The sequence below is a fragment of the Ferrovibrio terrae genome, assembly GCF_007197755.1.
Taxonomy (GTDB): Bacteria; Pseudomonadota; Alphaproteobacteria; order Ferrovibrionales; family Ferrovibrionaceae; genus Ferrovibrio; species Ferrovibrio terrae.
Window position 1 is genome coordinate 591,581 of the sequence record NZ_CP041636.1, and the last position, 26,745, is coordinate 618,325.

General features: G+C 62.4%; 23 protein-coding genes. 12 read left to right on the forward strand and 11 right to left on the reverse strand.

Annotation, left to right across the window (positions count from 1 at the left end; translation table 11 throughout):
* Window positions 1-8: 8 nt before the first annotated feature.
* From FNB15_RS02830 to FNB15_RS02840, 3 genes are all read right to left on the reverse strand, one after another.
* Window positions 9-566 (reverse strand): VUT family protein, encoded by a 558-nt coding sequence (locus FNB15_RS02830; RefSeq protein ID WP_144067255.1) that lies wholly within the window; start codon window positions 564-566, stop codon window positions 9-11.
* 82 nt (window positions 567-648) lie between these two features.
* The gene (locus tag FNB15_RS02835; RefSeq protein ID WP_144067256.1) at window positions 649-2,193 is read right to left on the reverse strand and encodes a gamma-glutamyltransferase family protein; all 1,545 of its coding nucleotides are present in this window, start codon (window positions 2,191-2,193) and stop codon (window positions 649-651) included.
* A gap of 21 nt (window positions 2,194-2,214) precedes the next feature.
* Window positions 2,215-3,681: a M81 family metallopeptidase gene (locus tag FNB15_RS02840; RefSeq protein WP_144067257.1), complete on the reverse strand. Its 1,467-nt coding sequence runs from the start codon at window positions 3,679-3,681 to the stop codon at window positions 2,215-2,217.
* A 218-nt stretch (window positions 3,682-3,899) separates the two neighbouring features.
* On the opposite strand from FNB15_RS02840, the gene FNB15_RS02845 reads away from it, so the two are divergent.
* Genes FNB15_RS02845 through FNB15_RS02875 form a run of 7 tightly spaced genes read left to right on the forward strand, consistent with a single transcriptional unit; the run spans window position 3,900 to window position 12,599 of the window.
* Window positions 3,900-5,504: an ABC transporter substrate-binding protein gene (locus FNB15_RS02845; RefSeq protein WP_144067258.1), complete on the forward strand. Its 1,605-nt coding sequence runs from the start codon at window positions 3,900-3,902 to the stop codon at window positions 5,502-5,504.
* Window positions 5,505-5,548: 44 nt separating this feature from the next.
* Window positions 5,549-6,490, forward strand: a complete 942-nt coding sequence (locus FNB15_RS02850) for an ABC transporter permease (RefSeq protein ID WP_144067259.1) — start codon at window positions 5,549-5,551, stop codon at window positions 6,488-6,490.
* A gap of 1 nt (window position 6,491) precedes the next feature.
* Window positions 6,492-7,334: an ABC transporter permease gene (locus FNB15_RS02855; protein ID WP_144067260.1), complete on the forward strand. Its 843-nt coding sequence runs from the start codon at window positions 6,492-6,494 to the stop codon at window positions 7,332-7,334.
* Window positions 7,335-7,338: 4 nt separating this feature from the next.
* Complete coding sequence (locus tag FNB15_RS02860) at window positions 7,339-8,946, forward strand: ABC transporter ATP-binding protein (protein ID WP_144067261.1); 1,608 nt, start codon at window positions 7,339-7,341, stop codon at window positions 8,944-8,946.
* Between the two features lie 32 nt (window positions 8,947-8,978).
* Complete coding sequence (locus FNB15_RS02865) at window positions 8,979-10,265, forward strand: M20 family metallopeptidase (protein WP_144067262.1); 1,287 nt, start codon at window positions 8,979-8,981, stop codon at window positions 10,263-10,265.
* 32 nt (window positions 10,266-10,297) lie between these two features.
* Window positions 10,298-11,686 carry an amidase gene (locus FNB15_RS02870; RefSeq protein ID WP_144067263.1) on the forward strand — a complete coding sequence of 463 codons (1,389 nt, stop codon included), beginning with the start codon at window positions 10,298-10,300 and terminating at the stop codon, window positions 11,684-11,686.
* Window positions 11,687-11,726: 40 nt separating this feature from the next.
* Window positions 11,727-12,599 carry an NAD-dependent epimerase/dehydratase family protein gene (locus tag FNB15_RS02875; protein WP_144067264.1) on the forward strand — a complete coding sequence of 291 codons (873 nt, stop codon included), beginning with the start codon at window positions 11,727-11,729 and terminating at the stop codon, window positions 12,597-12,599.
* 9 nt (window positions 12,600-12,608) lie between these two features.
* Here FNB15_RS02875 and FNB15_RS02880 read toward each other — a convergent pair whose 3' ends face one another.
* From FNB15_RS02880 to FNB15_RS02905, 6 genes are read right to left on the reverse strand one after another with little or no spacing between them, the layout of a single operon-like run.
* Window positions 12,609-13,184 carry a CatB-related O-acetyltransferase gene (locus tag FNB15_RS02880; protein ID WP_221932734.1) on the reverse strand — a complete coding sequence of 192 codons (576 nt, stop codon included), beginning with the start codon at window positions 13,182-13,184 and terminating at the stop codon, window positions 12,609-12,611.
* Window positions 13,181-13,720 carry a dTDP-4-dehydrorhamnose 3,5-epimerase family protein gene (locus tag FNB15_RS02885; protein ID WP_144067265.1) on the reverse strand — a complete coding sequence of 180 codons (540 nt, stop codon included), beginning with the start codon at window positions 13,718-13,720 and terminating at the stop codon, window positions 13,181-13,183. The genes FNB15_RS02880 and FNB15_RS02885 overlap by 4 nt, the downstream gene beginning before the upstream one ends.
* Before the next feature lie 2 nt (window positions 13,721-13,722).
* A complete protein-coding gene (locus FNB15_RS02890; RefSeq protein ID WP_144067266.1) occupies window positions 13,723-14,946 on the reverse strand; it encodes a class I SAM-dependent methyltransferase in 1,224 nt (407 codons plus the stop codon).
* Entirely contained in the window at window positions 14,943-15,995 is a 1,053-nt protein-coding gene (gene rfbG, locus FNB15_RS02895) for a CDP-glucose 4,6-dehydratase (RefSeq protein ID WP_144067267.1), read from the reverse strand. The genes FNB15_RS02890 and rfbG overlap by 4 nt, the downstream gene beginning before the upstream one ends.
* A 3-nt stretch (window positions 15,996-15,998) precedes the next feature.
* Complete coding sequence (gene rfbF, locus FNB15_RS02900; RefSeq protein WP_144067268.1) at window positions 15,999-16,772, reverse strand: glucose-1-phosphate cytidylyltransferase; 774 nt, start codon at window positions 16,770-16,772, stop codon at window positions 15,999-16,001.
* Entirely contained in the window at window positions 16,769-17,653 is an 885-nt protein-coding gene (locus tag FNB15_RS02905) for a glycosyltransferase family 2 protein (RefSeq protein ID WP_144067269.1), read from the reverse strand. The genes rfbF and FNB15_RS02905 overlap by 4 nt, the downstream gene beginning before the upstream one ends.
* A gap of 155 nt (window positions 17,654-17,808) precedes the next feature.
* Between FNB15_RS02905 and hutC the strand changes: the two genes are divergently transcribed.
* The 4 genes from hutC (at window position 17,809) to FNB15_RS02925 (ending at window position 22,325) form a co-directional block, all read left to right on the forward strand.
* The gene (gene hutC, locus FNB15_RS02910; protein WP_144067270.1) at window positions 17,809-18,573 is read left to right on the forward strand and encodes a histidine utilization transcriptional repressor HutC; all 765 of its coding nucleotides are present in this window, start codon (window positions 17,809-17,811) and stop codon (window positions 18,571-18,573) included.
* Window positions 18,574-18,585: 12 nt separating this feature from the next.
* Entirely contained in the window at window positions 18,586-20,259 is a 1,674-nt protein-coding gene (hutU, locus tag FNB15_RS02915) for a urocanate hydratase (protein WP_144067271.1), read from the forward strand.
* A gap of 9 nt (window positions 20,260-20,268) precedes the next feature.
* Window positions 20,269-21,780 (forward strand): HAL/PAL/TAL family ammonia-lyase, encoded by a 1,512-nt coding sequence (locus FNB15_RS02920; RefSeq protein ID WP_144067272.1) that lies wholly within the window; start codon window positions 20,269-20,271, stop codon window positions 21,778-21,780.
* A 158-nt stretch (window positions 21,781-21,938) separates the two neighbouring features.
* Complete coding sequence (locus tag FNB15_RS02925; RefSeq protein WP_144067273.1) at window positions 21,939-22,325, forward strand: hypothetical protein; 387 nt, start codon at window positions 21,939-21,941, stop codon at window positions 22,323-22,325.
* Here FNB15_RS02925 and FNB15_RS02930 read toward each other — a convergent pair.
* Both FNB15_RS02930 and FNB15_RS02935 read right to left on the reverse strand, forming a co-directional pair.
* Window positions 22,322-23,485 (reverse strand): glycosyltransferase, encoded by a 1,164-nt coding sequence (locus FNB15_RS02930; protein ID WP_144067274.1) that lies wholly within the window; start codon window positions 23,483-23,485, stop codon window positions 22,322-22,324. The two genes, FNB15_RS02925 and FNB15_RS02930, sit on opposite strands and share 4 nt — an antisense overlap.
* Before the next feature lie 84 nt (window positions 23,486-23,569).
* Window positions 23,570-25,324 carry a glucan ABC transporter ATP-binding protein/ permease gene (locus FNB15_RS02935; RefSeq protein ID WP_144258610.1) on the reverse strand — a complete coding sequence of 585 codons (1,755 nt, stop codon included), beginning with the start codon at window positions 25,322-25,324 and terminating at the stop codon, window positions 23,570-23,572.
* A 92-nt stretch (window positions 25,325-25,416) separates the two neighbouring features.
* Between FNB15_RS02935 and FNB15_RS02940 the strand changes: the two genes are divergently transcribed.
* Window positions 25,417-26,727, forward strand: coding sequence for an amidase (locus tag FNB15_RS02940; protein WP_144067275.1), 1,311 nt, complete (start codon window positions 25,417-25,419; stop codon window positions 26,725-26,727).
* Window positions 26,728-26,745: the final 18 nt, after the last annotated feature.

Genomic DNA, 26,745 nt, shown 5'->3' on the forward strand with positions numbered 1-26,745 from the left:
CCTTTTCTTTACGCAGTCGCGATACCTTGCCGCTGGTCACGGTCACGCAGCAGCCGAATCACCGGGATGCTGAACAGCACCATCCAGGCCTTGCCGATGATCTGGCCGGCCAGATAGTCGAGGCTACCGAAAGCCAGATAGAGGAAAGCGACCGAGTCGACGCAGAGACCCACCAGACTGGAGAGGATCACGGCGCGGATCAGGCCGCGCTTCTGCAGCGGCGTATAGACGGCAAAATCAGCCAGTTCCGACAGCAGGAAAGCAACCGTGGAGGCGACCACCAGCGCCGGCGGTGCGACAAAGCCGGAGAGCGCCGCACCGGCCAGGATCGCGGCCAGCGCCCGGCCCTTGCCAAGCCGACGCTGCACCAGGTCGCGCAGCACCAGCGCCAGCCCGATCATCAGCACGCCGCTCGGCGCAGTAATGCCGAACGGAGCAACCGGAATCAGGCAGGGCCCCTGCGGTATGCAGACCGTGCCGACATTGCCAATCAGCCAATTCGCAGCCGGCACGCAGGCGATGAAGCCGGCGAGATAGGCAAATCCTTCGAGGCGCAGTCGGTCCATAGCAGGCTCCTTCGGCCGGGGGATATACGGCGCGAACGGATTTCAGGCAACCCTGTCGAATTTACCTATTCAGAACATATGCTTACGCCGCCGCCACGCTGGCCCAGGGCTGCGCGATCTCGACCATGCCGCTGCAATTGCCTTCTGCATCGAACATCACGGCGCTGGGGCAGGCATAGTTCAGCGGCAGGGGATCGCGGCGTTTTGGCACCGCGCCGGGGAAGCGCGCTCTGATCGCTGCCTGCACATCGGCGTCGTGCATCGGGTCGTACCAGGGCTGGCCCATGATGCTGGCGTCGATGCGCGGCTGATGGAAGGCCGCCTCCAGTGGCAGCTTGTAGTCGATCAGGAAAGACAGGATCTGCATGACGGCCGGCATGATGCGGCGGCCGCCCGACGCGCCAGTCGCCAGCCAGGGGCGGTCACCATCCAGCACCAGTGTCGGCAGCATGTTGCACAGCGGCCGCTTGCCGGCGCCGATCGAGTTCGGCTGGCCTGGCCGGGTGTCGAACCACATGATGCCGTTGTTCATGGTGATGCCGCTGCCCGGCAGCATCGTGCAACTGCCAAAGGCGGCCAGCAACGTCTGCGTCACCGCCACCATGTTGCCGTCGCCATCGACGACGCAGAAATGGCTGGTGCAGCTCTTGCCGTTGTCGGTGTCGCCCATGCCAGCCAGCCGCTTCTCGTAAGCCGCGGTCAGGCCTTCGATATAGGCGATGTAGCTTTGCGCCGAGAGCGTCTTGTCGATCTTGGGACCGGCGACGTTGAAGGCATCGCGCAGCGATGGACCCGCTGTCAGATTTGGCGGCAGCAGCAGTGTCTTGCCGTGATAATCGTAGCGCAGCGGCTCGACCAGTTGCGCTTTGTAGGTCTTGAGATCATCGGCAGAAATCTTCGAACCGCCCTTGGCAAGATCGGCCACGATACCCTTGGCCAGTTCGCCCTCATAATAATCGCGACCGCCGGCCTTGGCGATCTGCCGCAGGGTTGCCAGCAGCGCATCGTTCTTCAGATATCCGCCGGCTTCTGCTGTGGGCGGATATCCATCGGCCAGGAACACGGCTTTCGCGGCGAGCGATTTCGCCAGATGGCGCGCGGCATTGGTCACCTGCAGGCTGAGGAACCAGTCGACCTCCATGCCGCGCTCGGCCAGACCGATGGCGGGCGCCAGCAACTCGGCCCAGCTGCGCGTGCCAAAGGTTTCATGCGCCAGCCGCACGCCGTCGACCACGCCAGGCACGGCCATCGAGGAGTAACCATAGATGTTGCGATCTTCCACCACGGTCGGCCAGCCGAACATGCTGTCGTCCACGCCACCCTGCAGCGGATAATCGGCCGGATCGAGTTTCGATGCGCTGACGGCGCTGAAATTGATCACATGCGCCTTTTTCTTCTTCGCATCCCAGATCTGCATATAGCCGATGCCGCCGATACCGCTCATCCACGGCTCCAGCACGCCGAGCGCAAACGAGGTCGCGACGGCAGCGTCGATGGCATTTCCGCCATTGCGCAGCACTTCAGCGCCGATATCGGCGGCCTTCTGGTTCTGGGCGGCCACGACGCCGCGGCGGCTGCTGGCAGCGGATTTGCGGAACTGAAGAGTACGATTCAGATTGGAGGACATGGACGAGCTCTTGTTTGAAGATTATTCGGCGGCGAAAGGATCGGCGACGCGCGGCCAGTAGGGCCCGCGCACCTTCTGGAACGGAATATCGGCAAAGTCGGAGCGCATCGCACCAGGTGCCTGCACATGCAGGATCTCGCCCGCAATCGGCGCGAAGCCGGCATGAAAATGCTGTGTCGATTTCACCACAATAATCGCCTTCGACTTCACATCGATACCGAACTGCTCGAAGGCACCGGGATGGAAAGTCTGCGTGCGGGTTGAGATCAGTACAAGATCGATTCCGCCCTCGACCTGCAGCCAGACGGCGTCCCCGATGGGCACATCGCCGCTGAGCGCCGGCTGCATGGCATCGGTCAGCATGCGCTTCACCGTGACCTTCAGGTCGAGCGGATCCCCCGAGGTCATGCCGCATTTTCCACCCAGACGCAGGTCGAGAGTCGCGCCCTCGCCGGCATCGCAGCAGAAGCGCACTGCCATCGGATCCCAGTACAGGCCGCTGGCAACATTCTGGATGCCGCGCTCGAGAATGCGGCGCAGGATGAAAGTCGCATCGCCGGGAGCACCGCCGCCAGGATTGTCGGTGACATCGGCCAGCACCACCGGGTGCCTGGCCGCAGCAGACGTAGCGCGGTCGAGCGCCGCATCGATGCTAAGATTCTGTGTGGCCGTCTGCTCGCGCATGCCCCAGATCTTTTTTCCGAAACGTTCCGCTACAGCGGAAGCCCTGGCGACATCGCCATCGGCAATGACAATCACCTTTGCAGTCGCGTCAGGCACGTCCTGCATGGGGAAGCCGTGGGCAAAGGAGACGGACAGAATACCATCCTTGCCTTCCTGCGCCTGCATCTCCTTGACAAAACCGGTCATCGGCTCGACCGGCGTACGCCAGAGATTGATCATGCGGGTATCGAACACTGCCATCACAGGCTTCGCCGCGCCCTGCTGCTTGGCCAGCAGGATATCGTAGAGTTCCTGCGCGCGTTCCTTGCTGTCGGTATGCGGGTATTCCTTGAAGGTGATCAGCGCATCGGCACTGGTCAGCATCTTTTCCGTGATCGAGCAATGCAGGTCGAGTTCGGCGCCAACGGCGGCCTGCGGGCCGACGACGGCGCGAATTTTCTCCAGCAGATCGCCTTCGCAATCGTCGTAGCCATCCGCCACCATGGCTCCGTGCAGGCTGAGCAGCACGATATCCACCGGCATGGCCGCTTTCAGGTCGGTGAGGATTTCGTCACGGAAGCCTTCATAGACCTTGCGCACCGTCACACCGGCCGGCTGGGCGAAGGCCGACAGGCTTTCGGCGACCTCGGCCTGCTGGGCTTCCGCCGCCCGCCGCCAGACGTGCAACGGGGCCGAGAAAAGGTTCTCAGGACGTCGGGTTGCATCGCCGCGATACAGCATCCACTCCCGGAAGCCGGCTTCCGCCGTCGGCAGCGGTGAGAAGGTATTGGTTTCCGTTCCCAAGCACGCAATGAACACTTTCATCGAACCATTTCCCCGTTGCTAAGGTTCAGACCAGCGGCGAACCATCGACATGGACCAATGTCCTCCGGTTATGCGGCTGACGCTCTGGCAGCAGGCATGCTGCACAGCGAAACGGCAGGGACGCAACTGCCCGGCAGAAGGGCAAACTTTTCTTGACCGAGGCCCATCGACCATGATCAGCTTTCATTAGCGATCAAACAATGACAAGGGGGAGTGCTATGCGTTCGCGTCGATTCCACATGCTCGTTTCCGCCATTGGCCTGAGCATCGGCCTGGGGCTTCTGGCTGGTGCTGCCACAGATGCCGTCGCCCAGGACAGCAAGAAGACCCTGCGCTTTATTCCGCATTCGGGCTTGCGCGTCACCGATCCGATTCTGACCACTGCCTTCATGTCGCGCAACCATGGCTACATGATCTACGACACGCTGTTCAGCGTGGACGACAAGATGGTCGTCAAGCCGCAGATGGTGGAGAAGTACGAGGTCAGCGGCGACAAGCTGACCTACACCTTCACCCTGCGTGACGGCTTGAAATTCCACGACGGCGCGCCCGTCACCTCGACCGACGTCATTGCCTCGCTCGCACGCTGGGGCAAGAACGACACGATGGGCCAGAAGCTGTTCACCTATACCAAGGAATGGAAGGAAGTTGACGCCAAGACCTTCCAGCTCGTGCTGAAGGAGCCCTACGGTCTGGTGCTCGATTCGCTCGGCAAGCCGAGCTCGAACGTGCCCTTCATCATGCCCAAGCGCATGGCTGACACGCCGGCCACCACCAACGTGCCGGAAGAAATTGGCTCCGGCCCGTTCCGCTTCGTCAAGGGCGAATTCCAGCCCGGCGTGAAAGTGGTCTACGAGAAGAACCCTGACTACAAGCCGCGCAGCGAACCGGCCAGCAACACCAGCGGTGGCAAGGTGGCAAAGGTCGATCGCGTCGAATGGCTGACCATTGCCGACCCGCAAACTGCGATGAATGCCCTGATCAAGGGAGAGGTCGACATCTGGGAGCAGCCGGCCTTCGACCTGCTGCCGGAGCTGAAGAAGAACAAGGAAATCGATATCCGCAACCTGCAGCCGTTCGGCATGAATTACATGCTGCGCATGAACTGGCTACAACCGCCGCTGGATAACGTGAAGGTGCGACAGGCCATTCTGCATGCCGTCCAGCAGGAAGACTATCTGGCCGCCCAGGTTGGCGACCCGGAATACTATAAGGTCTGCGGCGCGCTGTTTGGCTGCTCGTCGCCACTGGCGACCGATGCAGGCGCAGTGGGCGTGAAGAAGGCCGATGTCGCCAAGGCCAAGAAGATGCTGGCCGACAGTGGCTACAAGGGCGAGAAGATCGTCATCATGGCGCCGACCGACCTGAACAGCATCAACCAGCTGCCGCTGGTGAGCGCGCCGCTGCTGCGCGCCATTGGCGTCAATGTGGAAGTACAATCGATGGACTGGCAGACGCTGGTTGGTCGCCGCGCCAAGATGGATCCGATCGACCAGGGCGGCTGGCACATCTTCCACACCGCCTGGGGTACGGCCGACATGATGAACCCGATCGCCAATGCCGGCACCAAGGGCCTGGGCAAGGTGGGCGGTTTCTTCGGCTGGACCGAGGATCCGACCATCGAGAAGCTGCGCGACGACTATGCCCGCGAGCCCGACGCCACCAAGCAGAAGGCGATTGCAGAGGCCGTGCAGAAGCGGGTCTACGAGATGGTGCACTACATTCCGCTCGGCGAGTATTTCCAGCCGTCGGCGATTCGCAAGAACGTGGTCGGCAATCTGCCCAGCGCCGCCTACGTGCTGTGGAATATCGAAAAGAAGTGATGCGGGAGCGAGACGGTGGCATGATTGTTGCGTAATCTTCACCCATGCTGCGTCTCGTCCTTTCACGTCTGCTGGCCGCCATCCCCGTCATGGGGGTGGTGGCCATTTTCGTTTTCCTGCTGCTGCGCCTGAGCCCGGGCGACCCGGCTGCCATCCTGGCCGGTGACACCGCCACGGCAGAGACCATCGCCGCCATTCGCGCCGATCTCGGCCTCGACCGCCCCATCCCCGAGCAGTTCGTTACGTGGATCGGCCAGTTGCTGCAGGGCGACCTCGGCAAGTCGGTGCTGTCCAAGCAGCCGGTCTCCATGATGATCGGCCAGCGCGTCGAGCCGACCATGTCACTGGCGCTGACCACGCTGATCTTTGCCATCGTCGTAGCCGTGCCAATGGGCATTCTGGCTGCCTGGAAACACGGCAGCTGGTTCGATCGCGGTATCATGGCTCTCTCGGTGGCCGGCTTCTCGATCCCGGTTTTCGTGCTGGGTTACATCATGGTCTATATCTTCTCGATGAAACTGGACCTGTTCCCGGCCCAAGGGTTCGCCTCGATCCGCGAGGGCCTGCCAGCCTTCCTGGAGCGTATTGCGCTGCCTACTGTCACTCTCAGTTTCATCTATATCGCGCTGTTTGCCCGCATCACCCGCACGGCGATGCTGGAAGTGCTGAACGAAGACTATATCCGCACCGCCCATGCCAAGGGCCTGAAGGAGCGCGTGGTGCTGGTCAGACATGCGCTGCGCAACGCCGCCATCCCGATCGTGTCGGTAATCGGCATCGGCTTCGCGCTGCTGATCGGCGGCGTGGTGATCACCGAAACGGTGTTCAATATTCCCGGTATCGGCCGCCTGGTGGTGGATGCCGTGCTCGGCCGCGACTATCCAATCATCCAGGGCGTGATCCTGGTGTTTTCCGGCGTTTACGTGCTGATCAACCTGGCGATCGATGTCGCCTACGTCATGCTCGACCCCAGGATTCGTTACTGATATGCGGCAAGCCCTCCAGCATGCGGCTTTCCGCAATCCATCTGTATTGATTGGCGGCGGCATCCTTCTGCTGCTGCTGGTTGTCGCCCTGATCGCGCCCTGGCTGACCGATCACGATCCCGGTTCCATCGCGCCGCGTTTCCGCCTGCGCGGACCCTCCGATCAGTTCCTGATGGGCACCGACATGCTGGGCCGCGACGTCTGGACGCGCGTGGTGCATGGCGCTCGCATTTCCCTGCTGGTCAGCGCCGTGGTGGCGAGCATTTCCATCTCGATCGGCCTGGTGATCGGCCTGATGGCCGGTTATATCCGCTGGCTTGACGGACCAATAATGCGCTGCATGGACGGCGTCATGGCCATTCCCGGCATTTTGCTGGCCATTGCACTGGTGAGTCTGAGCGGCGCCTCGCTGGTGACCGTGATTGTCGCCATCGTGATCCCCGAAATCCCCCGCGTCGCGCGCCTGGTGCGCGGCGTGGTGCTGTCGATCCGCGAAGAACCCTACGTCGAAGCCGCCGTGGGCCTGGGCACACCGACAGTCAAGATCCTGATCCAGCACATCCTGCCCAACACGCTCGCGCCGCTGATCGTGCAGGGCACCTACATCTGTGCCTCCGCTGTTCTGGTCGAAGCCATCCTGAGTTTCTTAGGCGCCGGCCTGCCACCTGAGATTCCCACCTGGGGCAACATCATCGCCGAAGGCCGCGCCGTGTTTCAGCGCGCCCCATGGATCATTCTGTTCCCCGGCGGCTTCCTGGCCGTCACAATTCTCGCTGTCAACATCCTCGGCGACGGCCTGCGCGACACGCTCGATCCGCGCATGAAGAAGCGGCTGGGAGCATAAAGAGATGACCGCCCCCGTTCTCAGCGTGAAAGACCTGTCGGTCGCCTTGCCCAGGGGCGGCGACCGCAGCCTCGCCGTCCAGAAGGTCAGCTTCGATGTCATGCCGGGCGAGATCGTCTGCCTGGTCGGGGAGTCCGGCTCGGGTAAGTCGGTTACCGCCAGCACCGTGATGGGGCTGGGCAGCCTGCCGATCGTCAGCGGCGACGTCCGTCTTGAGGGCGAGGACTTGCGCAAGGCCTCTAAGGCCCGCCTGCGCGACCTGCGCGGCAGCCGCATGTCGATGATTTTCCAGGAGCCGATGACGGCGCTCAATCCGGTGCACCGCGTTGGCGAACAGGTGATCGAGTTGCTGAAGGCGCACAACTGGAAGGGTAAGGGCGTCAGCGCCGAAGAGCGGGTGCAGCAGTTGTTCGCTGACGTGCATCTGCCGGATCCGGAACGGCTGATGCATGCCTATCCGCACCAGCTTTCGGGTGGCCAGCGCCAGCGCGTGATGATCGCCATGGCGCTGGCGCTGGAACCCGCGCTGCTGATTGCCGACGAGCCGACCACTGCACTCGACGTGACGACACAGGCACAAATCCTGTCGCTGCTGCGCGAGTTGCAGCAGACGCATGGCACCGGCGTGCTGTTCATCACACATGATTTCGGCGTTGTGGCCGATATCGCCGACCGCGTGGTGGTGATGCGCTACGGCGAGGTGGTGGAAAGCGGCAAGACCGAGGACGTGCTATACCGTCCGCAGCATGACTATACCAAAATGCTGATCAATGCCGTGCCGCGCCTGAAGCCGCGCCAGGCAACACCGATTACCACCGAGCCGGTACTGAAGGCACAGGACCTCAGCAAACTGTATGTCACCCGCAGCCTGTTCAAGGGCGTGCGCGAAGTGCGCGCGGTGGATGGCATCGAACTGAAGCTCTATAAGGGCCAGACCCTCGGCATCGTCGGCGAATCCGGTTCGGGCAAATCCACGGCGGCGCGCTGCGTCGCGCGACTGATCGACCCCACCGGCGGCAAGGTGCTGCTTGACGATACCGACATCGCACATCTGAATGTGCGGCAACTACACCCCTTCCGTCGCCGCATCCAGGTGGTGTTCCAGGATCCGTATCGCTCGCTCAATCCACGCCGCACCGTGGCGCAGTCGATCATCGAAGGCCCGCTGAATTACGGCACGCCGCGCTCCGAAGCGATGGAGCGCGCGCGCAATCTGCTCAAGATCGTCGGCATCGATGCGAATGCACTCGACCGCTATCCGCATCAGTTCTCAGGCGGCCAGCGCCAGCGCCTGGCGATTGCGCGCGCACTCGCCATGGAGCCGGAAATCCTGGTTGCCGACGAAGCCGTGTCGGCGCTCGATGTCTCAGTGCAGGCTCAGGTGCTCGACCTGCTGGAAAATATCCGCGACCAGTTCGGCATCGCCATCCTGTTCATCACCCACGATCTGCGCGTGGCGGCTCGCTTGTGCGACCGCATCGCCGTGATGCAGCGTGGCAAGATCGTGGAGTTCGCCGAAACGGCGCAGCTTTTTGCAGCGCCGCAGCACGAATATACCCAGCAGCTTTTTGCGGCGCTTCCCGGCCGACACTGGCTCGAGGCCGCCAGCTAGGCCATTCATTCGCCATTTGCTTTGAGGGTGCGATGTCAGCGCTTGATCAGGTCGATGTGACGGATATCAAGCGTGCGGTCGATAGCCTGCGCGGCGAGGCGACCGCCCTGCTGTCCGACCTGGTGCGCTGCCCGTCCCTGCTGGGCGAGGAAAAAAGTGCGCAGGATCTGGTTCGCGGCGTATTCGAAGGCATGCAACTGCAAGTCGACGAATTCGCCATCGACGACACAAAACTGAAACAGCATCCGGGTTATTCGCCTTCCATCGTCTCCTACGAAGGCCGGCACAATATCGTCGGTCTCCACAAGCCACGCCATGGTACGCGGGGGAAATCCCTGATCTTCAACGGCCATATCGACGTCGTGCCGGTTGGCGCCGAAAGGCTGTGGACAAAACCGCCATTCGAACCATGGACTGATGGCGACAAACTCTATGGCCGTGGTGCCGGCGACATGAAGGCCGGTATCGTCGCCTATATCGTCGCCATGAAGGCGCTGAAGAACATGGGCCTGGAGCCGGCCGCCGACGTGATCCTGCAGTCGGTGGTGGAAGAGGAATGCACCGGCAATGGCGCGCTGGCCTGTCTGGTGCAGGGCTATCGCGCCGATGCCGCCATCATCCCCGAACCGCTCAACTGCATCATGCACGCCCAGATGGGTGTGATGTGGCTAGCGTTGGAAGTGGCCGGAAAACCTGTACATGCTTCCGTCGCTCACACTGGCGTGGCGGCTATCGATTTTGCGCTCTACATGTTTGGCGAGTTGAAGAACCTTGAGCAGAAATGGAATGCGCCGGAGCATCGGCATACGGAGTATCGCGGGCACGAGCATCCGGTGAATTTCAATCTCGGCAAGATCCAGGGCGGTGAATGGGCCTCCTCGGTGCCGACAGCCTGCCGCGCCGATCTCCGCCTCGGCTTTTATCCCGGCGTCGCGCCAGCCGAGGTGCGCGAAACCGTCGAGCAGATCTTCGCCGAGGCACATCGCAAGCATCCACAAAGCAATAGCATCGAATACAAGGTGATCTACGAGGGCTTCCAGGCCGAAGGCTTCGTGCTCGACATCAACTCGCCGATGGTGACAACACTGGCCGACTGTCACCGGAGTGTCGCGGGAAGCGAAGTGACCTTCAATGCCTTCACCGGCACCACCGATGCCCGTTTCTTCAATCTTTATGGCAATATTCCTGCCACCTGCTATGGGCCGACGGCCGCCAATATCCACGGCATCGACGAATGGGTCTCCATCGACAGCATGATGGAAGTCGCCAGCGTGCTTGCCACTTTCACTGCAAGCTGGTGCGGCACCAATCGCATCTGATAACAATAAAACCCGTCCGCCACGAGGATAGCATGACCGACCTGCATGACCTGAGCGCTCACGAACTCTGGATGGGATACCGCACTGGTGCGATTTCGCCGGTCGAAGCGACCAAGGCGGCGCTGAAGCGCATCGCGGCCTGGGAGCCCAAGATCAATGCCATGTACATCGTCGATGCTGAAGGCGCGCTGGCACAGGCCAGGGCCTCCGAGCAGCGCTGGCGCAGGGGTCAGCAACTCAGCCCGCTGGACGGCGTGCCGATCACGCTGAAGGAGAATATCGCCAGCAAGGGCGTGCCGACACCGATTGGCACGGCGGCGGCCATACTGACGCCGAGCACGACGGATGCACCGCCGGCGGCGCGGGTGCGCGAGGCCGGCTGCGTTTTCCTCGGCAAGACCACGATGCCTGATTTCGGCATGCTGGCCTCGGGCGTGTCCAGCCTGCATGGCACGACGCGCAATCCCTGGAACCTGAAGCGCAACACCGCAGGTTCGTCCTCTGGCGCCGGCGCTGCCGTCGCCGCCGGCTATGGCCCGCTGGCGCTTGGCACCGATATCGGCGGCTCGGTCCGCCTGCCGGCAGCTTACAATGGCATCTTCGCGCTGAAACCCAGCCTGGGCCGCATCCCGATCAATCCGCCCTATCTCGGCCGCGTTACCGGGCCGATGACACGCACGGTGATGGACAGCGCCATGCTGATGAACCATCTGACCCTGCCGGATGGCCGCGATTACATGTCACTGCCGTTTGACGAGCGCGATTATCCCAAGCTGCTGGATGGCGAGGTGAAGGGTCTGAAGATCGGCCTGCTGCTGGACGCCGGCCTTGGCCTGCCGGTGCAGCCGGCTGTGCGCAAGGCGGTGGAACAGGCGGCGAAACTGTTTGAATCGGCCGGCGCGCGCGTCGAACTGGTTAAACCTTTCATGACCCAGGCGATGGCCGACGGTCTGAATACTTTCTTCCAGGCCCGCGCCTATAGCGATTTCGCAGCCATGCCGACGGAACGCCAAACCAAGGTACTGCCCTATATCGCCACCTGGTGCGGCATGGCCGCCAACTATACCGCCGTCGAGGCGATGCGCGCGCTGGGCCAGGTCTTTGCCCTGCGCGAAGCGACGGTGGCCGCCACCCTGCCGTTTGACTATGTGATCAGTCCGACCTCCCCGATCACCGCCTACGACGCCGAGGAAGCCGCGCCCGGCAACGATCCGCAATTCAAGTCGGAGCACATCCGCTTCACCGCACCCTTCAATCAGTCAGAGCAGCCGGCCGCCTCGATCTGTGCCGGCTATGACGAGGACGGCCTGCCGATTGGTCTGCAGATCGTCGGCCAGCGCTTCGACGATGCCGGCGTGCTGCGCCTGTCGCATATCTACGAACAAATGCGGCCGGCCCTGCGCGCGTGGCCAGAACCCTAAACAGCTTTCCCCGCTCACGGAAAACCGCTAAGCATCCGCCATGACTTCTGTGGTATCCGGCGGCACCGGTTTTATTGGCCGGCATCTGGTGCGGCAGCTTGCCGAGATGGGCGAGGCCGTGCATGTGCTGGCACGCCCGGAGTCACAGGCTGCCGACCTGCCGCGGAATGTGACGCTCCATCGCATTGTCGATCCGCAGGAACTCGGCGCCCTGCTGCAGGAATTGCAGCCGGAAACCTGTTTTCACCTCGCCACACATTATGTGCATGCCGCGGCCGCGGCCGAAATACCGGCGCTGATCGCAGCCAATCTCGGCTTCGCGGCCCAATTTGCCGATGCAGCAGCACGAAGCGGCTGCAAGGCTTTCGTCAACACCGGCACGGCCTCGCAACTCAATACTCGCGGTGCCTATATGCCGGCCTCGCTTTATGCCGCCAGCAAGCAGGCCTTCGAGGATCTGTTGGTTTATTTCGACCGCCGCGCCGGCCTGCCCTGTACCAGCGTGCTGCTGTATGACACCTACGGTCCTGGCGATACACGTAACAAGCTGCTGGCGCAGTTGATCCATGCTGCGAAAACCGGCACGCCGATCGATCTCAGCCCCGGCGAGCAGGAAATCGACCTGCTGCATATCGACGATGCGGTGGCCGGCCTGGCAGCGGCAGCCCGCGCCCTGCATGGCGGCGCCACGCATCCGGCGCATTACACGCTGTCGTCACGCCAGCCGATGACCATCCGCACGCTCACCGACCTGATCCGGGCGAATGGAGGCGATCGGCTGCAGACCAACTGGGGCACGCGGCCGTATCGCGATGGCGAGGTGATGCAGACCTGGAAGGGCGGCACACCACCGCCGGACTGGGCAGCGCGGCGCAAGCTAGAGGACTTCCTGCGCGAAAGCCTGACGTCCTAGCCCCAGAGACTAGGCCCGCGCCTTGGCGATGAAGGCCTCTATCGGGTCGTAAAAATCGGCTTCAAAGGCACGGATTTTTTCCTCTGGCCAGTCCCACCAGCGAATGTCCAGCAGGGCCGCCGCGATCTCCGGCGCAAAACGATGCTTGATCAGGCGCGCCGGATTGCCGGCCACAATGCCATAAGCCGGCACATCGCGCGCGACAACGGCGCCGGCTGCGATAATTGCCCCGTCGCCAACCGTGACACCGGACAGCACCATGGCGCGCGCGCCGATCCAGACGTCGTTGCCGATCCGCACCGGGCCCTTGGTGATGGCATCTGCATTACCGGCTTGGGGATGCAGCAGCTTGGTGCGGAACGGATAAGTGGACACCAGTCCGGTCGGATGATCGGCCCGGCCGAAGATCATCACCTCGGGCCCGACCGAACAGAAAGCGCCGACTGAAATCGGCGCCGAAGCATTCGGCTGCACGAAGTTGCGCTTTGACAAGCCATAGGTATGACGGCCAACGCTGACATGCGCCGGCCAGCCTTCTGGTTTGCGTAAGCCCAGTTTTTCCCGCAGTCGACGCCAGCCGCTCATGATGAGGCTCCCGTATAGTCCGGCCACGCAGTATCGCGCTGATTGATCACCACAGGCGCAAAAGGCCAAGCGATTCCAAGCGCCGGATCGTTCCAGCGCAAGCCGCCGGTGCAGCCGGGCTGCTCGCCCTCGCTCAGTTCATAGAGAACATCCGCTTCGTCGGTCAACGTCAGGAAACCATGCGCGAAACCATGCGGGACGAACAATGCCCGGTTATTGTCGGCACTGAGCTCGACAGAGAACCAGTGTCCGCGCGTTGCCGATGCCGGACGGATATCGACGACGACATCGAAGATCGCGCCACGTAGGCAGCGCACCAGCTTGGCCTGCCGCACCGGTGCCTTCTGGAAATGCAGGCCACGCAGAGTGCCGCGCTTCAGATTGTGGCTGAGCCCACCCTGGCGTGGGGTGAAGTCGATGCGGGCGACAGCAAAGGCTTCCGTATCATGCAGGCGATGAAAATAGCCACGCTCGTCGCGGCTGGGCGTGGTGTCGACCGTAAAAAGTCCATCGAACCCGGTCGCCGCGATCTGCATGGTCAGAAAATCTGCATCTGCGGGATGGCAATCACAAAATGTCCGTTCCAGTCACGGATTTTCGACTGTTCCGCTGCGATCTCGTTCTTCAGATTCCATGGCAGGATCAGCAGATAATCCGGCCGGTCCTCGACGATCGCCTCGGGTGCGCGGATCGGAATCTGCGAGCCCGGCAGCAGGTGTCTCTGCTTGTGCGGATTCTTGTCGTAGGCCGCCACAATATCCTGCGCCATGATGCCGCAGTAATTCAGCAGCGTGTTGCCCTTGGCGGCCGCGCCATAGGCGCAGACCTTTCTGCCATCGGTTTTGGCGGCCACCAGGAAGCCGCGCAGTTCATCCCGCACGGTGGCCACGCGCGGTGCGAAGTCATCATAGGCAGCCAGCGTATCGAGGCCGGCCGCCGCTTCCTTCTTGCGCAACTTGGCCAGCCCCACGGTATCGACGTGGTCCGCACCGCGATGGCAAACATAGAGTCGCAGTGAGCCGCCATGCGTCGACAGCTCCTCGACATCAAAGACGCGCAAGCCATGTGCAGCGAATATCTTCTCAGCGGCCAGCAGCGACAGATAAGAATAATGCTCGTGGTAAATCGTATCGAACTGAACCTGCTCGATCAGGTTCAGCAGATGCGGAAATTCGACCGTCAGCACGCCCTGCGGTTTCAGCAAAACGGCAAAGCCGGAGATGAATTGATTCAGCTCTGGCACATGCGCCATCACGTTGTTGGCGGTCATCAGATCGGCCGCCTTGCCGGCAGCGTGCAATCGCTCGGCAGTTTCGCGATTGAAGAAGGCGACTTCGGAGGGAATACCTTTCTCCAGGGCCGCGGCCGCGACATTGGCGGCCGGCTCGACGCCCAGAACACCGATCCCGGCTGCCTTGAAATGCTGCAGCAGATAGCCATCGTTGCTGGCGACCTCGACCACCAGCGACTGTGCATCAAGCCCGAAACGCTGCGTCATCGATTCTGCATAACGGCGGGCATGCTCGACCCAGCTGGTGGCGTAGGACGAGAAATAGGCATAGTCGGAAAAGATCGCTTCCGCCGGCACGTCATGATCCACCTGCACCAGCAGACAATTCTCGCAGACCCGGGCATGCAGCGGATAGCGCGGCTCGGGTTGGCCGGCCTTCTCCATCGAAACATAGGAATTGGCCAATGGCTGCAGGCCCAGATCGACAAAGCTGCGCGTCAGCGGCTTATGGCAAAAGCGGCACTTACTCATAGTCCATCCTCGAAAGCGGCGATCTGGCGGTCGGTCAGCACTGCGGCCTCCGCTCCGGACATCCAGTCACGATACCATGCCACGGTGGCGGCCAGCGCCCCCTGCGTGGTGAAACGGGGCTGCCAGCTTAAGGACTGCTGCGCCAACCGCGCATCCAGCGCCAGCACGCCCTTCTCGCCGATTTCCTGCTGCGGCTCGTGTCGCCAGGCCGGCGCCCCGAAGGCACGGGTCAGATCAGTGGCAATGGTGCCGACGGTAATGCGCTGGTCTTCCAGCGGGCCGAAATTCAGTCTTTCAGACAGGCCGGTTTTTCCGGCATGCAGGGCCTCGGCATAGCGCAAATAGCCATGCACGGGATCCAGTACATGCTGCCACGGCCGGGTCGCTTCAGGCCGGCGCAGCACCACGCTGTCCTGCCTCTGTGCGGCGCGCACGATATCGGGGATCAGCCGGTCGGCCGACCAGTCGCCGCCACCGATCACATTGCCGGCGCGCGCGGTGCCAACCTTGTGCCGACCGGCGAAGAAGCTTTTCACCCAGCTGTGCACGGCAATCTCGGTGGCAGCCTTGGAGGCCGAGTAGGGATCGTCACCGCCGAGCGGTGCGCTTTCGGGAAACGCCGCGCCGCTTTCGTTATTGGCGTAGACCTTGTCGGTGGTGACGATCACGGCGGTCAGCGGCCGCGCATGATGACGCATCGCCTCCAGCAGGTGGATCGTGCCGAGCACATTGCTGGTCCAGTTGCCGACCGGATCGCGGTAGCTGGCCGGCACCAGCGCCTGCGCCGCGAAATGCAGCACGATCTCGGGCTGCGCCGCCGCCATCGCCGCGCTCACGGCATTCGCATCGCGCAGATCGGCCAGCATTTCGCCGGCCAGCGGGGTTTTCAGCAGGGCATGCAGGCTGGGCTCGGTCTCGGGCGGCAGGGCAAAGCCGTAAACCTGCGCGCCCAGCCGATGCAGCCAGCGTGCCGCCCAGGCGCCCTTGAAGCCGGTATGGCCGGTCAGCAGAACGCGGCGATGGCGCCAGAAATCCCGCAACACGACCATGCTTCAGCCCCAGACCTTCCAGGGCGCCTTGCCACCGGTCCACAGCGATTCCAGCACCAGGCGCTCGCGCACCGTATCCATCGGCTGCCAGAAGCCGTCATGCCGGAAGGCCTGCAGCTGGCCTTCACTGGCGAGCTTCTCCAGCGGCGCGCGCTCCCAGACGGTCTTGTCGTCGGTGACATAGTCCAGCACCTTGCGCGACAGCACGAAGAAACCGCCATTGATCAGGCCGCCATCGCCGCGCGGCTTCTCGCGGAAGCCGGTCACGCTGTCACCATCCATGGTCAGCGCGCCGAAACGACCCGGCGGCGTCACCGCGGCCATGGTGGCCAGCTTGCCGTGCTGGCGATGGAAGGCCAGCGAGGCAGTAATGTCGATATCGGACACGCCGTCGCCATAGGTCATGCAGAAGGTGTCGTCGTCCTGCAGCCAGCGCGCCACGCGCTTCAGCCGGCCGCCGGTCTCGGTCGCTTCGCCGGTTTCCACCAGCGTCACCTTCCAGGGCTCGGGCGCGCCACTCAGGTATTCCAGTTTGTTCTGCGCCAGATCGATGGTGACATCGGCGGCATGCAGCACGTAATTGGCGAAATATTCCTTGATCACATAGCCCTTGTAGCCGAGGCAGATGATGAAATCGGTGATGCCATGGGCGGCATAGATTTTCATGATATGCCACAGGATCGGCCGGCCGCCGATTTCGACCATCGGCTTGGGCCGCAGCACGCTTTCCTCGGTGATGCGGGTGCCGTAGCCGCCCGCCAGGATGACAGCCTTCATCGCGATTTCATCCCCATCAGATAAGCCAGCGTGCCGCAGAACCGGCCGGCGTCGCGCAGGCCCTTATTGCGAAAATCGGTCAGCAGGTACAACGGCGACTTCAGGCCGAATTTCAGCAGAGCCGGCAGGGCAATGCGCCACATGGCCGCCCGGCCTTTATACTTCTGCTCGATATACAGCCGCGACCACGCCATATGCCAGAATTTTTCCCAGTGCTTGTCCCAGCTGCGCTTGATCGAGCCGCCGCCGACATGATCAGTCACCGCATCGGCCACGCGGATCAGCTGCCAGCCGGCGCGGCGCAGCCGGATGCAGAAATCGTCGTCTTCGTAATAGAGGAAGATCGCCGGATCGAAGCCCTGCACCGCATCCAGCGCGGCGCGGCGCACCAGCATGGCGGCGCCGGAGACATAGCCGGCGCTGATATCGCCTTCCGGCTCGGGGTCGACGCGCCTGGGCGACATCTCGGCGCGACGGAACATGTCGACGTCATGCGACACTTCCCAGTCGCCGGCGGGTGTGCGCAACGCCGGCGCCAGCACGCCGGCCTGCGGATAGCGTTCGGCGGCAGCCAGCAGGCGGGCGAGGCAATCGGGGCGCAGCTTGGCATCGGGATTGACCAGCAGCACGAAGTCGCTGTCCGTGGCCTGAGCCAGCCCCTGGTTGGCGGCATTGCCGAAACCGCGTCCGGTCTCGTTGGTGATCAGGGTCGGTAGCGGAGTATGCGAGCGGATCATGTCGCGCGTGGCATCCCGGCTGGCGTTGTCGGTCACCACCAGTGGGCAGCCCGGCGGCAGATGGGCCAAAAATTCGCCGATGACGTGCTCGCCGTAATGGGTCACGGTCACGACGGTGATCGTTGGCGTCGCCGCAGGGGCCATCGACGGGTTCACTGGCTGCACATTCCGGCTGGAGTTTCAGGGGTTTTACACAGATTCGGCAGCCCAGGCGAGGCCTTGCTCGGCTGGACTTGTATATACAATTGAACCTATACTGGCCGGGCCAGGAAGACAGGGCCATACAGCAGGGAAAACCGATGCCCGGGCCAGCCGCCGTTTCGCAGAACGGACCGACGCCGCGCTATCGCCGCGTCAAGGAATTCATCGTCAGGCATATCGAGGCCGGCGACTGGCGTGCCGGCGACCAGGTGCCGTCGGAAAGCGTCCTAGTTAAGCAGCTCAAGGTCAGTCGCATGACGGTGAACCGGGCGCTGCGCGAGCTGACCCACGAGGGTCTGGTCGTGCGTGTGCAGGGCACCGGCACATTCGTGGCCGAAAAACGCCCTATCTTCAATCTGGTAGAACTGCGCAATATTGCCGAGGAAATCGCCGAACGCGGCCAGCGTCATACCGCGCGTGTCGAATTGCTGCAGGCCGAGCGTGCCACCGTCGACCTGGCCCGCGAGCTCGGTCTCAATCCCCAGGCCGGAATCTATCATTCCGTGCTGGTGCATATGGCCGACGGCATCCCGCTGCAGGTGGAAGACCGTTTCGTCAATCCGGCCATGGCCCCGGGCTATCTGGACGCCGATTTCACCACGCAGACCCCGAATGAGTTTTTGATGAGGTCAGCGCCTGCCACCGAGGTGGAACACATCGTCGAGGCGGCGATGGCAGATGCGCGCATCCGCAAGCTGCTGAAAATCGCTGCCAGCGAGCCCTGCCTGCGGCTACGGCGGCGCACCTGGGCCGGCAGCCAGATCGTGTCGGCAGCCGTGCTCTGGTATCCCGGCCACGCCCACCGTTTCACCACCCGCTTCTCCTATCGCGCCGACGGCACGTCGAAGCGCAGCTATCTCTGAACGAGGCTTACCATGTCAGATAATCGTCGCGACAATACCCGCGTCATCCGTAGTCCTCATGGCAGTGACATGCATACCGGTAACTGGCAGATCGAAGCGGCCTACCGGATGCTGCGCAACAACCTCGACCCTGATGTGGCCGAGAAGCCGGAAGAGCTGGTGGTCTATGGCGGCATCGGCCGCGCGGCGCGCAACTGGCAGGCCTTCGACCAGATCCAGAAGACGCTGACGACGTTGAAGCCGGACGAAACACTGCTGGTGCAGTCGGGCAAACCGGTTGGCGTGTTCCGCACCCATGAAGATGCGCCACGCGTGCTGATCGCCAATTCGAATCTGGTGCCGGAATGGGCGACCTGGGATCATTTTCATGAGCTCGACCGCAAGGGCCTGATGATGTACGGCCAGATGACGGCCGGCTCCTGGATCTATATCGGCAGCCAGGGCATTGTACAGGGCACCTACGAAACCTTCGTCGAGATGGGCCGCCAGCATTACGGCGGAAACCTGCAGGGCCGCTGGATCCTCACTGCCGGACTTGGAGGCATGGGCGGCGCGCAAGCGCTCGCCGCCACCATGGCCGGCGCCTCGATGCTCGCCATCGAATGCCAGGCGTCGCGTATCGAGATGCGTTTGCGTACGGGCTATCTCGACCAGCGCGCCGACACGCTCGACCAGGCAATGGCGATGCTGGACGAGGCGAAAAAGGCTGGTAAGGCGATCTCCATAGGCCTGCTGGGTAACGCTGCCGAGATCCTGCCCGAGATGGTGACGCGCGGCATCCGGCCCGATGCCGTCACCGACCAGACCAGCGCGCATGACCCGCTGAACGGCTATCTGCCGGCCGGCTGGACACTGGAGAAATGGGAAAAGGCGCGAGAGATCGATCCGCAGGGCGTGATTAAAGCGGCGAAGCAGTCGATGGCCGCCCATGTGCGCGCCATGCTGGCTTTCCAGAAGCTGGGGATTCCGACCTTCGACTACGGCAATAACATCCGCCAGATGGCCAAGGAAGTCGGCGTCGCTGAAGCGTTTGATTTCCCCGGCTTCGTGCCGGCCTATATCCGGCCGCTCTTCTGCCGGGGTGTTGGCCCGTTCCGCTGGGTCGCGCTGTCGGGTGATCCCGAAGACATCTACAAGACCGATGCCAAGGTGAAGGAGCTGATCCCCGACGATCCGCATCTGCATACCTGGCTCGACATGGCGCGGGAGCGCATCAAGTTTCAGGGCCTGCCCGCACGGATCTGCTGGGTCGGGCTCGGCCAGCGCCATCGCCTCGGCCTCGCCTTCAACGAGATGGTGGCGAAGGGTGAACTCAAGGCACCTGTCGTTATCGGCCGCGATCATCTCGATTCCGGTTCGGTCGCCAGCCCCAACCGCGAGACAGAAGCCATGAAAGACGGCTCGGATGCCGTCTCCGACTGGCCGCTGCTGAATGCACTGCTGAACACCGCGTCAGGCGCCACCTGGGTATCTCTGCATCATGGCGGCGGCGTCGGCATGGGCTTTTCGCAGCATGCCGGCGTGGTGATTGTCGCCGACGGCACGCCGGCCGCAGCAAAGCGGCTGGAACGCGTGCTGTGGAACGATCCTGGTACTGGCGTGATGCGCCATGCCGATGCGGGTTATGACATCGCGGTACAATGCGCCCGGGAACAGGGCCTGAACCTTCCCTTCCTCGACAAGTAAGGACGCCTTATGACTGCGCTGCTGCTGGACGGATCATCCCTCACCCTCGATGCCGTCGCGGCGGTGGCGCGGCAGGGCCGCAAGACCGAACTTTCGGCCAAGGGCCGGCAGCAGGTGGCCGACTGCCATGCCCTGCTGCAGAAGATGATCGCCGACGGCACACCGATCTACGGCGTGACCACCGGGTTCGGCGCGCTGGACGGCCGCCCGGTGCCGAAAGAATCCAATCGCGCGCAGCAGCATAATCTGCTGAAAAGTCATGCCGCTGGCATCGGTGCGCCGATGGCCGACGACGAAACCCGCGCCATGATGCTGATCCGCGCCAATGTGCTGGCGACAGGCCTGACTGGCGTCAGCCCCGCCGCGCTGGATGCGCTGCTGGCGATGCTGAATGGCGGCTTGGTGCCGCATGTGCCACGCCGCGGTTCGGTCGGTGCCTGCGGTGATCTCGCACCGCTGGCCCATATGGTACTGCCAATGATCGGCTTCGGCCGCGCAAAGTTGCCGGGCAAGGACTGGCAGGCGGGTGCAGTTGCTTTCGCTGCCCTTGGCATTGCTCAGCCAGCCGTGGATGGCCGCGATGGCATCGCGCTGATCAATGGTACCGAACAGACCACCGGCATCGGCGTGCTGGCAGCTTATGACGCGCGCCGGCTGGTGCGGCTGGCCGAGGCGGTGTCTGCCATGAGCCTGGAAGTGCTGGGCGGCGTATCGGATGCCTTTGACGAGCGCGTCGCCCTGGCCAAGCCACATCCAGGACAGATCGCCACCTCGGAAGCGTTGCGCCACTACACCGCTGGCAGCAAGGCTGTGCTGCCGCCGCGGCCGAGCCGGCTGCGCGATGGCCTGTCCCTGCGCTGCATCCCCCAGGTGCTGGGTGCCACCCGCGATGCCGTCGAGCATACCGAACGCACGCTGGCGATCGAGATCAACGCAACGAACGACAACCCGATCTTTGGCCTTGCCGACGGTTTCGTGACCTCGAATTCCGGCAATTTCCACGGCCAACGCGCCGGCGAAGTGCTTGATATGCTGGCAACCTCCGTTTCATCTCTGGCGATTATCAGCGAGCGCCGCGCGGCGCGTCTTGTCGATGAGAAGAATTCTGGCGGGCTGCCTGCCTTCCTGATCCATTCACAGGCGCGACAGGGCGAGAATTCCGGCTTCATGATCGCGCAGTACACGGCTGCCTCGCTGGTGGCCGAGTTGCGCATGCGTTCGGTGCCGGCGACGATCCAGTCGGTGCCGACCTGCGCCAATACCGAAGACCATGTACCGATGTCGCCGCTGGCCGCCGAGCGCGCCGCATTCGCCGTCGATACCGCCGCCACCATCGTCGCCATCGAGGCGCTGCTCGCCGCCCAGGCCTATGATCTGCGTGGCCTGACGCCGGCTCCTGCCCTCCGCCCGCTTTACGAGGCGATCCGTACCCATGTGCCCGCGATGGTCGAGGACCGCGAAATGGGCAATGATATTATCGCGGTCCGTGCGGCGCTGACCGAGGTCATCCTGCCAGCATAAAGGGCGGGCAACAGTCGGAGATCACTGCCGATTTATCCCAATGGCGAAATAACGGGCAGTTTCGCATGCCACGCAGTGCGGTTCTCGATTCTTAACATGCAGAATCGCGGTTTTGCGCTATGCTGCAGCCGTCTGACGGGGGAATTAATACTATTGCCATGCCGACTCCACTGCGCCGCATCGACCGCCGGTTGCTGATCAGCAGCATCGGCGCGGCCATCGTCATATTCACCCTGGCTGGCGTGGGCTATGCGCTGCGACCCGCTGCGCGCCACGCCGAAGCCGCTTTCTACACGCCGGGCGTCACGCCGAAGCGCGAAGACTGCGTGATTGCCAAGATGAAGACCTACAACAAGCTCGACAAACAGATGCTGCAGAATATCGCTTTCGAATGCGAACTGACCGTGCAGAGCATCGAGGGGCACGAGAAATTGCGCCAAGCCTGGGAAGAACGGCAGGCAGTGCGCGAGGCGGGGCCCAAACCGGCGACGCCGGAAGCTACAGTACCGGCAGAAACCGACCGCATGCGCCGCGTGTGGCGCTAGCCGCGCCAATCAATTCCGTGGTCGCGCAGAATCTGCGAATATAGTCGGACATAATTGTCGACACAGGCTTCCAAGGAGAAATGCTGATAAACACGCTGTCGCGCTGCCGCGCCCAGCTGGCGGCGCAGTTCCGGATTTTCGGCGAGCCGCAGGATCGCTTCTGCGAGGCTGGCAGAATCACGAGGTGGCACTACCAAACCGGTCTCGTTGTGCAGCACTGCCTCGGGATTACCGCCGACATTGGTGACAATTGAAGGCAGCCCGGTGGCCATATATTCGATGATGGCGTTTGAAAATCCCTCTTCGTGAGAGGTCAGCAACGCGACATCTGCCGCCGCAAGCAGTGACGACACATCCTTTACCGAACCGAGCCAGTGAACGCGCTGTGTCAGACCCAACTCTTCCACACTGTCCTGCAGTGCAGCACCAATGCCGTCATCCCGACCGGCACATAAGAGTATCCAGTTCTGCGGCAGTTGGTCTTTTATTCGGGCAAACGCCCGCAGCAGGTCCCTGTGTCCCTTGTAAGGAATCAGATTGGCGACGATTACAAAAACCAGGGCTGAGTTGCTGAGGCCAAGACGATCGCGAGCGGTCCTTTCCGACATCTGCGTGCCGAAGACGGGCAAATCCACGCCATTATAGAGAAGATGCAGCTTCGAGTCGGGAACTCCTTCACCCGACAATTGCCGCACCACACTTCGTGAATTCCCGATCACCGCGCTCATGCGGCGATGCCATTGCCGCTCAATAAAATTCGTTCCAAAAATCTGAGCTTGATATCTATTCTGGCTGCGCCGGCTCATTAACCGAATGCGGCAGCGTGAAAGTACCGATGCCGGTGTGCCAAGGATGTAAGCTGCGGGAAGAAAAAAATGGACAATATCAGGCCGAGTCCGGATCAAGTGTGCGAGCAGAATGATCGACCGAAACAAAAGGCCGCCCACTCGAAGGAAAAGATGTTTTGAGGGTCCAGTGTCGACACCAAGCACCCTGACACCTCGACGCTCCATCTCATTTGCCAGTTCACCACGATGATGCAGGCAGAAGACTTCGACGTCAAAACCCCGGCCGAGCAATCGAGGCAGGACCTGCAGCAAATGCCATTCCGCTCCACCGCGATCCAAGGCTTCAATCACTATCGTAAGTCGGCGGGGCATTTCGTCAGTCTCATCAAGAACTGTTGATTGTTGCCGGCTTCAGACGGCCCACAGCTAGGTTATGGATAGGTGCGCCCCAGGCAACTAATGCACATTCTGAAATTGTGTCCGCACCAGTCCGCTGAACAATCCGTTTACAGCGACTAGCTCGTCAAAACTACCGCGTTCGATGACCCGCCCGTCCTGTAGTACCAGAATCAGGTCGGCCTGGCGCACTGTAGCAAGCCTATGCGCGATAATGAAAGTAGTCCGGCCTTCCATTAATGTATCGAGCGCCTTTTGTATGCGCGCCTCGGTGGCCGCGTCCAGCGCCGAGGTCGCCTCATCCAGGATCAGAATCGGCGGGTTCTTCAGCAGGGCACGGGCAATCGCCAGGCGCTGGCGCTCGCCGCCGCTTAGATTGACCCCACGTTCCCCGACGATGGTCGCATAACCATCGCTCTGACGCAGGATGAAGTCATGCGCTTCAGCCAGACGCGCCGCCCGCTCCACCTCGGCATCAGTGGCCTCAGGACGCCCGATACGAATGTTGTCGGCGACCGAGCGATGGAAAACGGCGCTGTCCTGGAACACCACGCCGATGTTGCGGCGCAGGCTTTCCAGCGTGAAGTCGCGAATGTCTGTGCCATCGATCAGTACCCGGCCGGATTGCGGATCCCAGAGCCGGCTGAGCAGTGCCATGGTCGACGTCTTGCCAGATCCGGTCGGGCCAACCAGGGCAACGGTCTTGCCAGCCTCCACGTCGAAGCTTACATCGGTCACAGCGGGGCGACGGTCATCGTAAGACAGCGTGACATGCTCGAACGCCACAGCGCCCCTTACGGTACTGACCGAGCGGGCATCCGGGCGGTCGCGCACCGCCGCCTCGGTCTCCAGAACCTGGAAGAATTCGCCGAGTGAATGCATCTGGAAGAACATACGACTGATGAATCCCATTGCGGCTTCCAGCCGGCTGATCAGCAGTGTGGCAAAGCCCATGAAGCTGACGATCTCGCCCACACTGGTCTGGCCATGCAGGTGAAGCCAACTGCCCAGCATGAAGATGCTGATGATCGTGATGGTGGAAGCCATGCGGCTCAGCACCGTCATGAGCGCCCAGAGGTTGAGAACGGGAAATTGCGCCTTGAGCAGGCGTTCCATCACCATGGCAAGTTCGCGTGCCTCGAGCGCCAGTCGCACGAAACTTTGCACCAGAACGACATTGCCAAGCGCGTCGCCAGCACGTGCCGCGAGTTCGGAGTGGTAAGCCTCGACCTTACCCTGAGCCTTCTCTGTCCGGCTGATAACGATGGCGCTAACCAGCGCAAAAACAACAATCAGCCCGATCAGCAGCAAGCCAAGCCGCCAGTTCAGATACAGCGACAGCGGCAACAGCGCGAGCACGGCAACGAAAGTGGAAAGATGTTCACGGAAGAAAGACAGCCACATGCCGAACAGATTGTCGGTGCCGGCCAGCATAATCTTGAGCAATGTGCCGGAATGGGTGGCGGAGTGGAACGCGGCCGGCAGGCTCAGCACATGCTCGAAATACAACGCCATCGCCGCGAGCCGGCGACGATGTGCCAGCCGGTCGGCATGCAGCGCCACCAGGATACCGGCCAAGATACCGGCCAAACCGGCACCGCACCACAGGCTCAGTAGCTCAAGCGTGCGCGACCAGTTTTCATCCGGCGTGCCGGCGCCCGGATTCGACAGCACGTCGATGATGCGACCAAACAGGATTGGTTCAATGAATCCCACCCCGGCAAGACCGATATTGGCCAGGGCCAGAATGATCGAGAGGCGTTTCTCCGGCTTCAGAAGTGCCAGAACGCGCACATAAATGGCAACGAAGCTCATACTCTTACTATGCTCTGCACCACGGGATCGCGCCAGCACTTGTCAGTGTGAAGAAAAGCGCGATAGTCGGAACTTCTTTCGTGGAGAATCGGATGAACCGCCCTGCCATCAATCGCTCCAGCCGCGACCGTCTGGAAGCCTGTCTGGCCCGGATTGACGATCCGGCGGGCGAAGGCAGCCGCGCCTTCACCAAACTATATGCCGAACAGGCGCGCGCTGCTGCCGATGCCGCCGACCGCCGGGCACAGCTGGGCCAGAGCCTCGGCGCGCTGGATGGACGCATCGTATCCATCAAGGATCTGTTCGATATTCCCGGCGAGGTCACCACAGCGGGATCGAAGTTGCGCCGCGATGCCGCACCGGCCGCCAGCGAAGCCCCGGCGATTGCCAGGCTGCGTGCTGCCGGTGGCGTCATCATCGGCAAGGCCAACATGACTGAATTCGCTTTCTCAGGCGTCGGGATCAATCCGCATTACGGCACACCTGGCAACCCGGCCGACCCTACCCGCATCCCCGGCGGCTCCAGCTCTGGCGGCGCGGTCTCGGTGGCCAATGGTATGGCCGAGATCACCATCGGCTCCGATACCGGCGGCTCGACCCGCATTCCGGCCGCGCTCTGCGGTATCGTCGGACTGAAGCCGAGCCAGTATCGCGTACCGACCATGGGCGCCTTCCCGCTGTCCTATGCGCTCGACAGCATCGGCCCGATGGCCAGCAGCGTGAGCGATTGTGCCCTGGCTGATGCCGTGATGGCCGGCGACACCATCGCCCCGCTGACGCCAGCGCCACTGGCTGGATTGCGCCTCGGCATCCCGCAAGGGCTGTTGCTGGAAAGCATGGAGCCCACCGTGGCCACAGCTTTTGATGCCGCAGTGAAGACATTGACCGGCCATGGCGCGCGTGTGACCGACCACCCCCTCGCTCTGCTAGCCGACATGCTGGCCGTGAATGCCAGGGGCGGCTTCGCCGCCACCGAGGCTTTTTTCATCCATCGCGAGGCGATGGATCTGCGTCCGGGTGATTTCGATCCCTTGGTGCGCGGCCGCATCGAACGCGGTCGCGCCATACCGACCGCCGATTACATTTTTATGCAGCGCCGCCGTGCCGAGCTGATTGCCGCCATGGACGAGGATTTGGCTGATCTGGATGCCCTGATCCTGCCGACCGCGCCCATTGTGGCCCCGAAGATCGCCGACCTCGCCACGGACGAGGCCGCCTTCACCTCCGCCAACGCCCTGCTGCTGCGGAATACTTCGGTCGGGAATTTTTTCGATCTTTGCGCGATTTCCCTGCCGCTACCGGTTTCGGGCCTGCCGGTAGGCCTGATGCTGGTCGCCAGGAACGGGCAGGACCGGCGCCTGCTACGTCTGGCCTTGGCTGTGGAAAATTCATTAAGATATTGATATTATTATATAATATAG

Excerpts from the sequence above, each read along its gene's own strand:
- FNB15_RS02835 (WP_144067256.1), bottom strand. The coding sequence starts at position 2,193 with ATGTCCTCCAATCTGAATCGTACTCTTCAGTTCCGCAAATCCGCTGCC.
- rfbG (WP_144067267.1), bottom strand. The coding sequence starts at position 15,995 with ATGGTCGTGTTGCGGGATTTCTGGCGCCATCGCCGCGTTCTGCTGACC.
- FNB15_RS02855 (WP_144067260.1), top strand. The coding sequence starts at position 6,492 with ATGCGGCAAGCCCTCCAGCATGCGGCTTTCCGCAATCCATCTGTATTG.
- FNB15_RS02885 (WP_144067265.1), bottom strand. The coding sequence starts at position 13,720 with ATGCAGATCGCGGCGACCGGGTTCGATGGACTTTTTACGGTCGACACC.
- FNB15_RS02920 (WP_144067272.1), top strand. The coding sequence starts at position 20,269 with ATGACTGCGCTGCTGCTGGACGGATCATCCCTCACCCTCGATGCCGTC.
- FNB15_RS02925 (WP_144067273.1), top strand. The coding sequence starts at position 21,939 with ATGCCGACTCCACTGCGCCGCATCGACCGCCGGTTGCTGATCAGCAGC.
- rfbF (WP_144067268.1), bottom strand. The coding sequence starts at position 16,772 with ATGAAGGCTGTCATCCTGGCGGGCGGCTACGGCACCCGCATCACCGAG.
- FNB15_RS02870 (WP_144067263.1), top strand. The coding sequence starts at position 10,298 with ATGACCGACCTGCATGACCTGAGCGCTCACGAACTCTGGATGGGATAC.
- FNB15_RS02845 (WP_144067258.1), top strand. The coding sequence starts at position 3,900 with ATGCGTTCGCGTCGATTCCACATGCTCGTTTCCGCCATTGGCCTGAGC.
- FNB15_RS02875 (WP_144067264.1), top strand. The coding sequence starts at position 11,727 with ATGACTTCTGTGGTATCCGGCGGCACCGGTTTTATTGGCCGGCATCTG.
- hutC (WP_144067270.1), top strand. The coding sequence starts at position 17,809 with ATGCCCGGGCCAGCCGCCGTTTCGCAGAACGGACCGACGCCGCGCTAT.
- FNB15_RS02865 (WP_144067262.1), top strand. The coding sequence starts at position 8,979 with ATGTCAGCGCTTGATCAGGTCGATGTGACGGATATCAAGCGTGCGGTC.
- FNB15_RS02840 (WP_144067257.1), bottom strand. The coding sequence starts at position 3,681 with ATGAAAGTGTTCATTGCGTGCTTGGGAACGGAAACCAATACCTTCTCA.
- FNB15_RS02935 (WP_144258610.1), bottom strand. The coding sequence starts at position 25,324 with ATGAGCTTCGTTGCCATTTATGTGCGCGTTCTGGCACTTCTGAAGCCG.
- hutU (WP_144067271.1), top strand. The coding sequence starts at position 18,586 with ATGTCAGATAATCGTCGCGACAATACCCGCGTCATCCGTAGTCCTCAT.
- FNB15_RS02860 (WP_144067261.1), top strand. The coding sequence starts at position 7,339 with ATGACCGCCCCCGTTCTCAGCGTGAAAGACCTGTCGGTCGCCTTGCCC.
- FNB15_RS02880 (WP_221932734.1), bottom strand. The coding sequence starts at position 13,184 with ATGAGCGGCTGGCGTCGACTGCGGGAAAAACTGGGCTTACGCAAACCA.
- FNB15_RS02930 (WP_144067274.1), bottom strand. The coding sequence starts at position 23,485 with ATGCCCCGCCGACTTACGATAGTGATTGAAGCCTTGGATCGCGGTGGA.
- FNB15_RS02905 (WP_144067269.1), bottom strand. The coding sequence starts at position 17,653 with ATGGCCCCTGCGGCGACGCCAACGATCACCGTCGTGACCGTGACCCAT.
- FNB15_RS02940 (WP_144067275.1), top strand. The coding sequence starts at position 25,417 with ATGAACCGCCCTGCCATCAATCGCTCCAGCCGCGACCGTCTGGAAGCC.
- FNB15_RS02850 (WP_144067259.1), top strand. The coding sequence starts at position 5,549 with ATGCTGCGTCTCGTCCTTTCACGTCTGCTGGCCGCCATCCCCGTCATG.
- FNB15_RS02830 (WP_144067255.1), bottom strand. The coding sequence starts at position 566 with ATGGACCGACTGCGCCTCGAAGGATTTGCCTATCTCGCCGGCTTCATC.
- FNB15_RS02890 (WP_144067266.1), bottom strand. The coding sequence starts at position 14,946 with ATGAGTAAGTGCCGCTTTTGCCATAAGCCGCTGACGCGCAGCTTTGTC.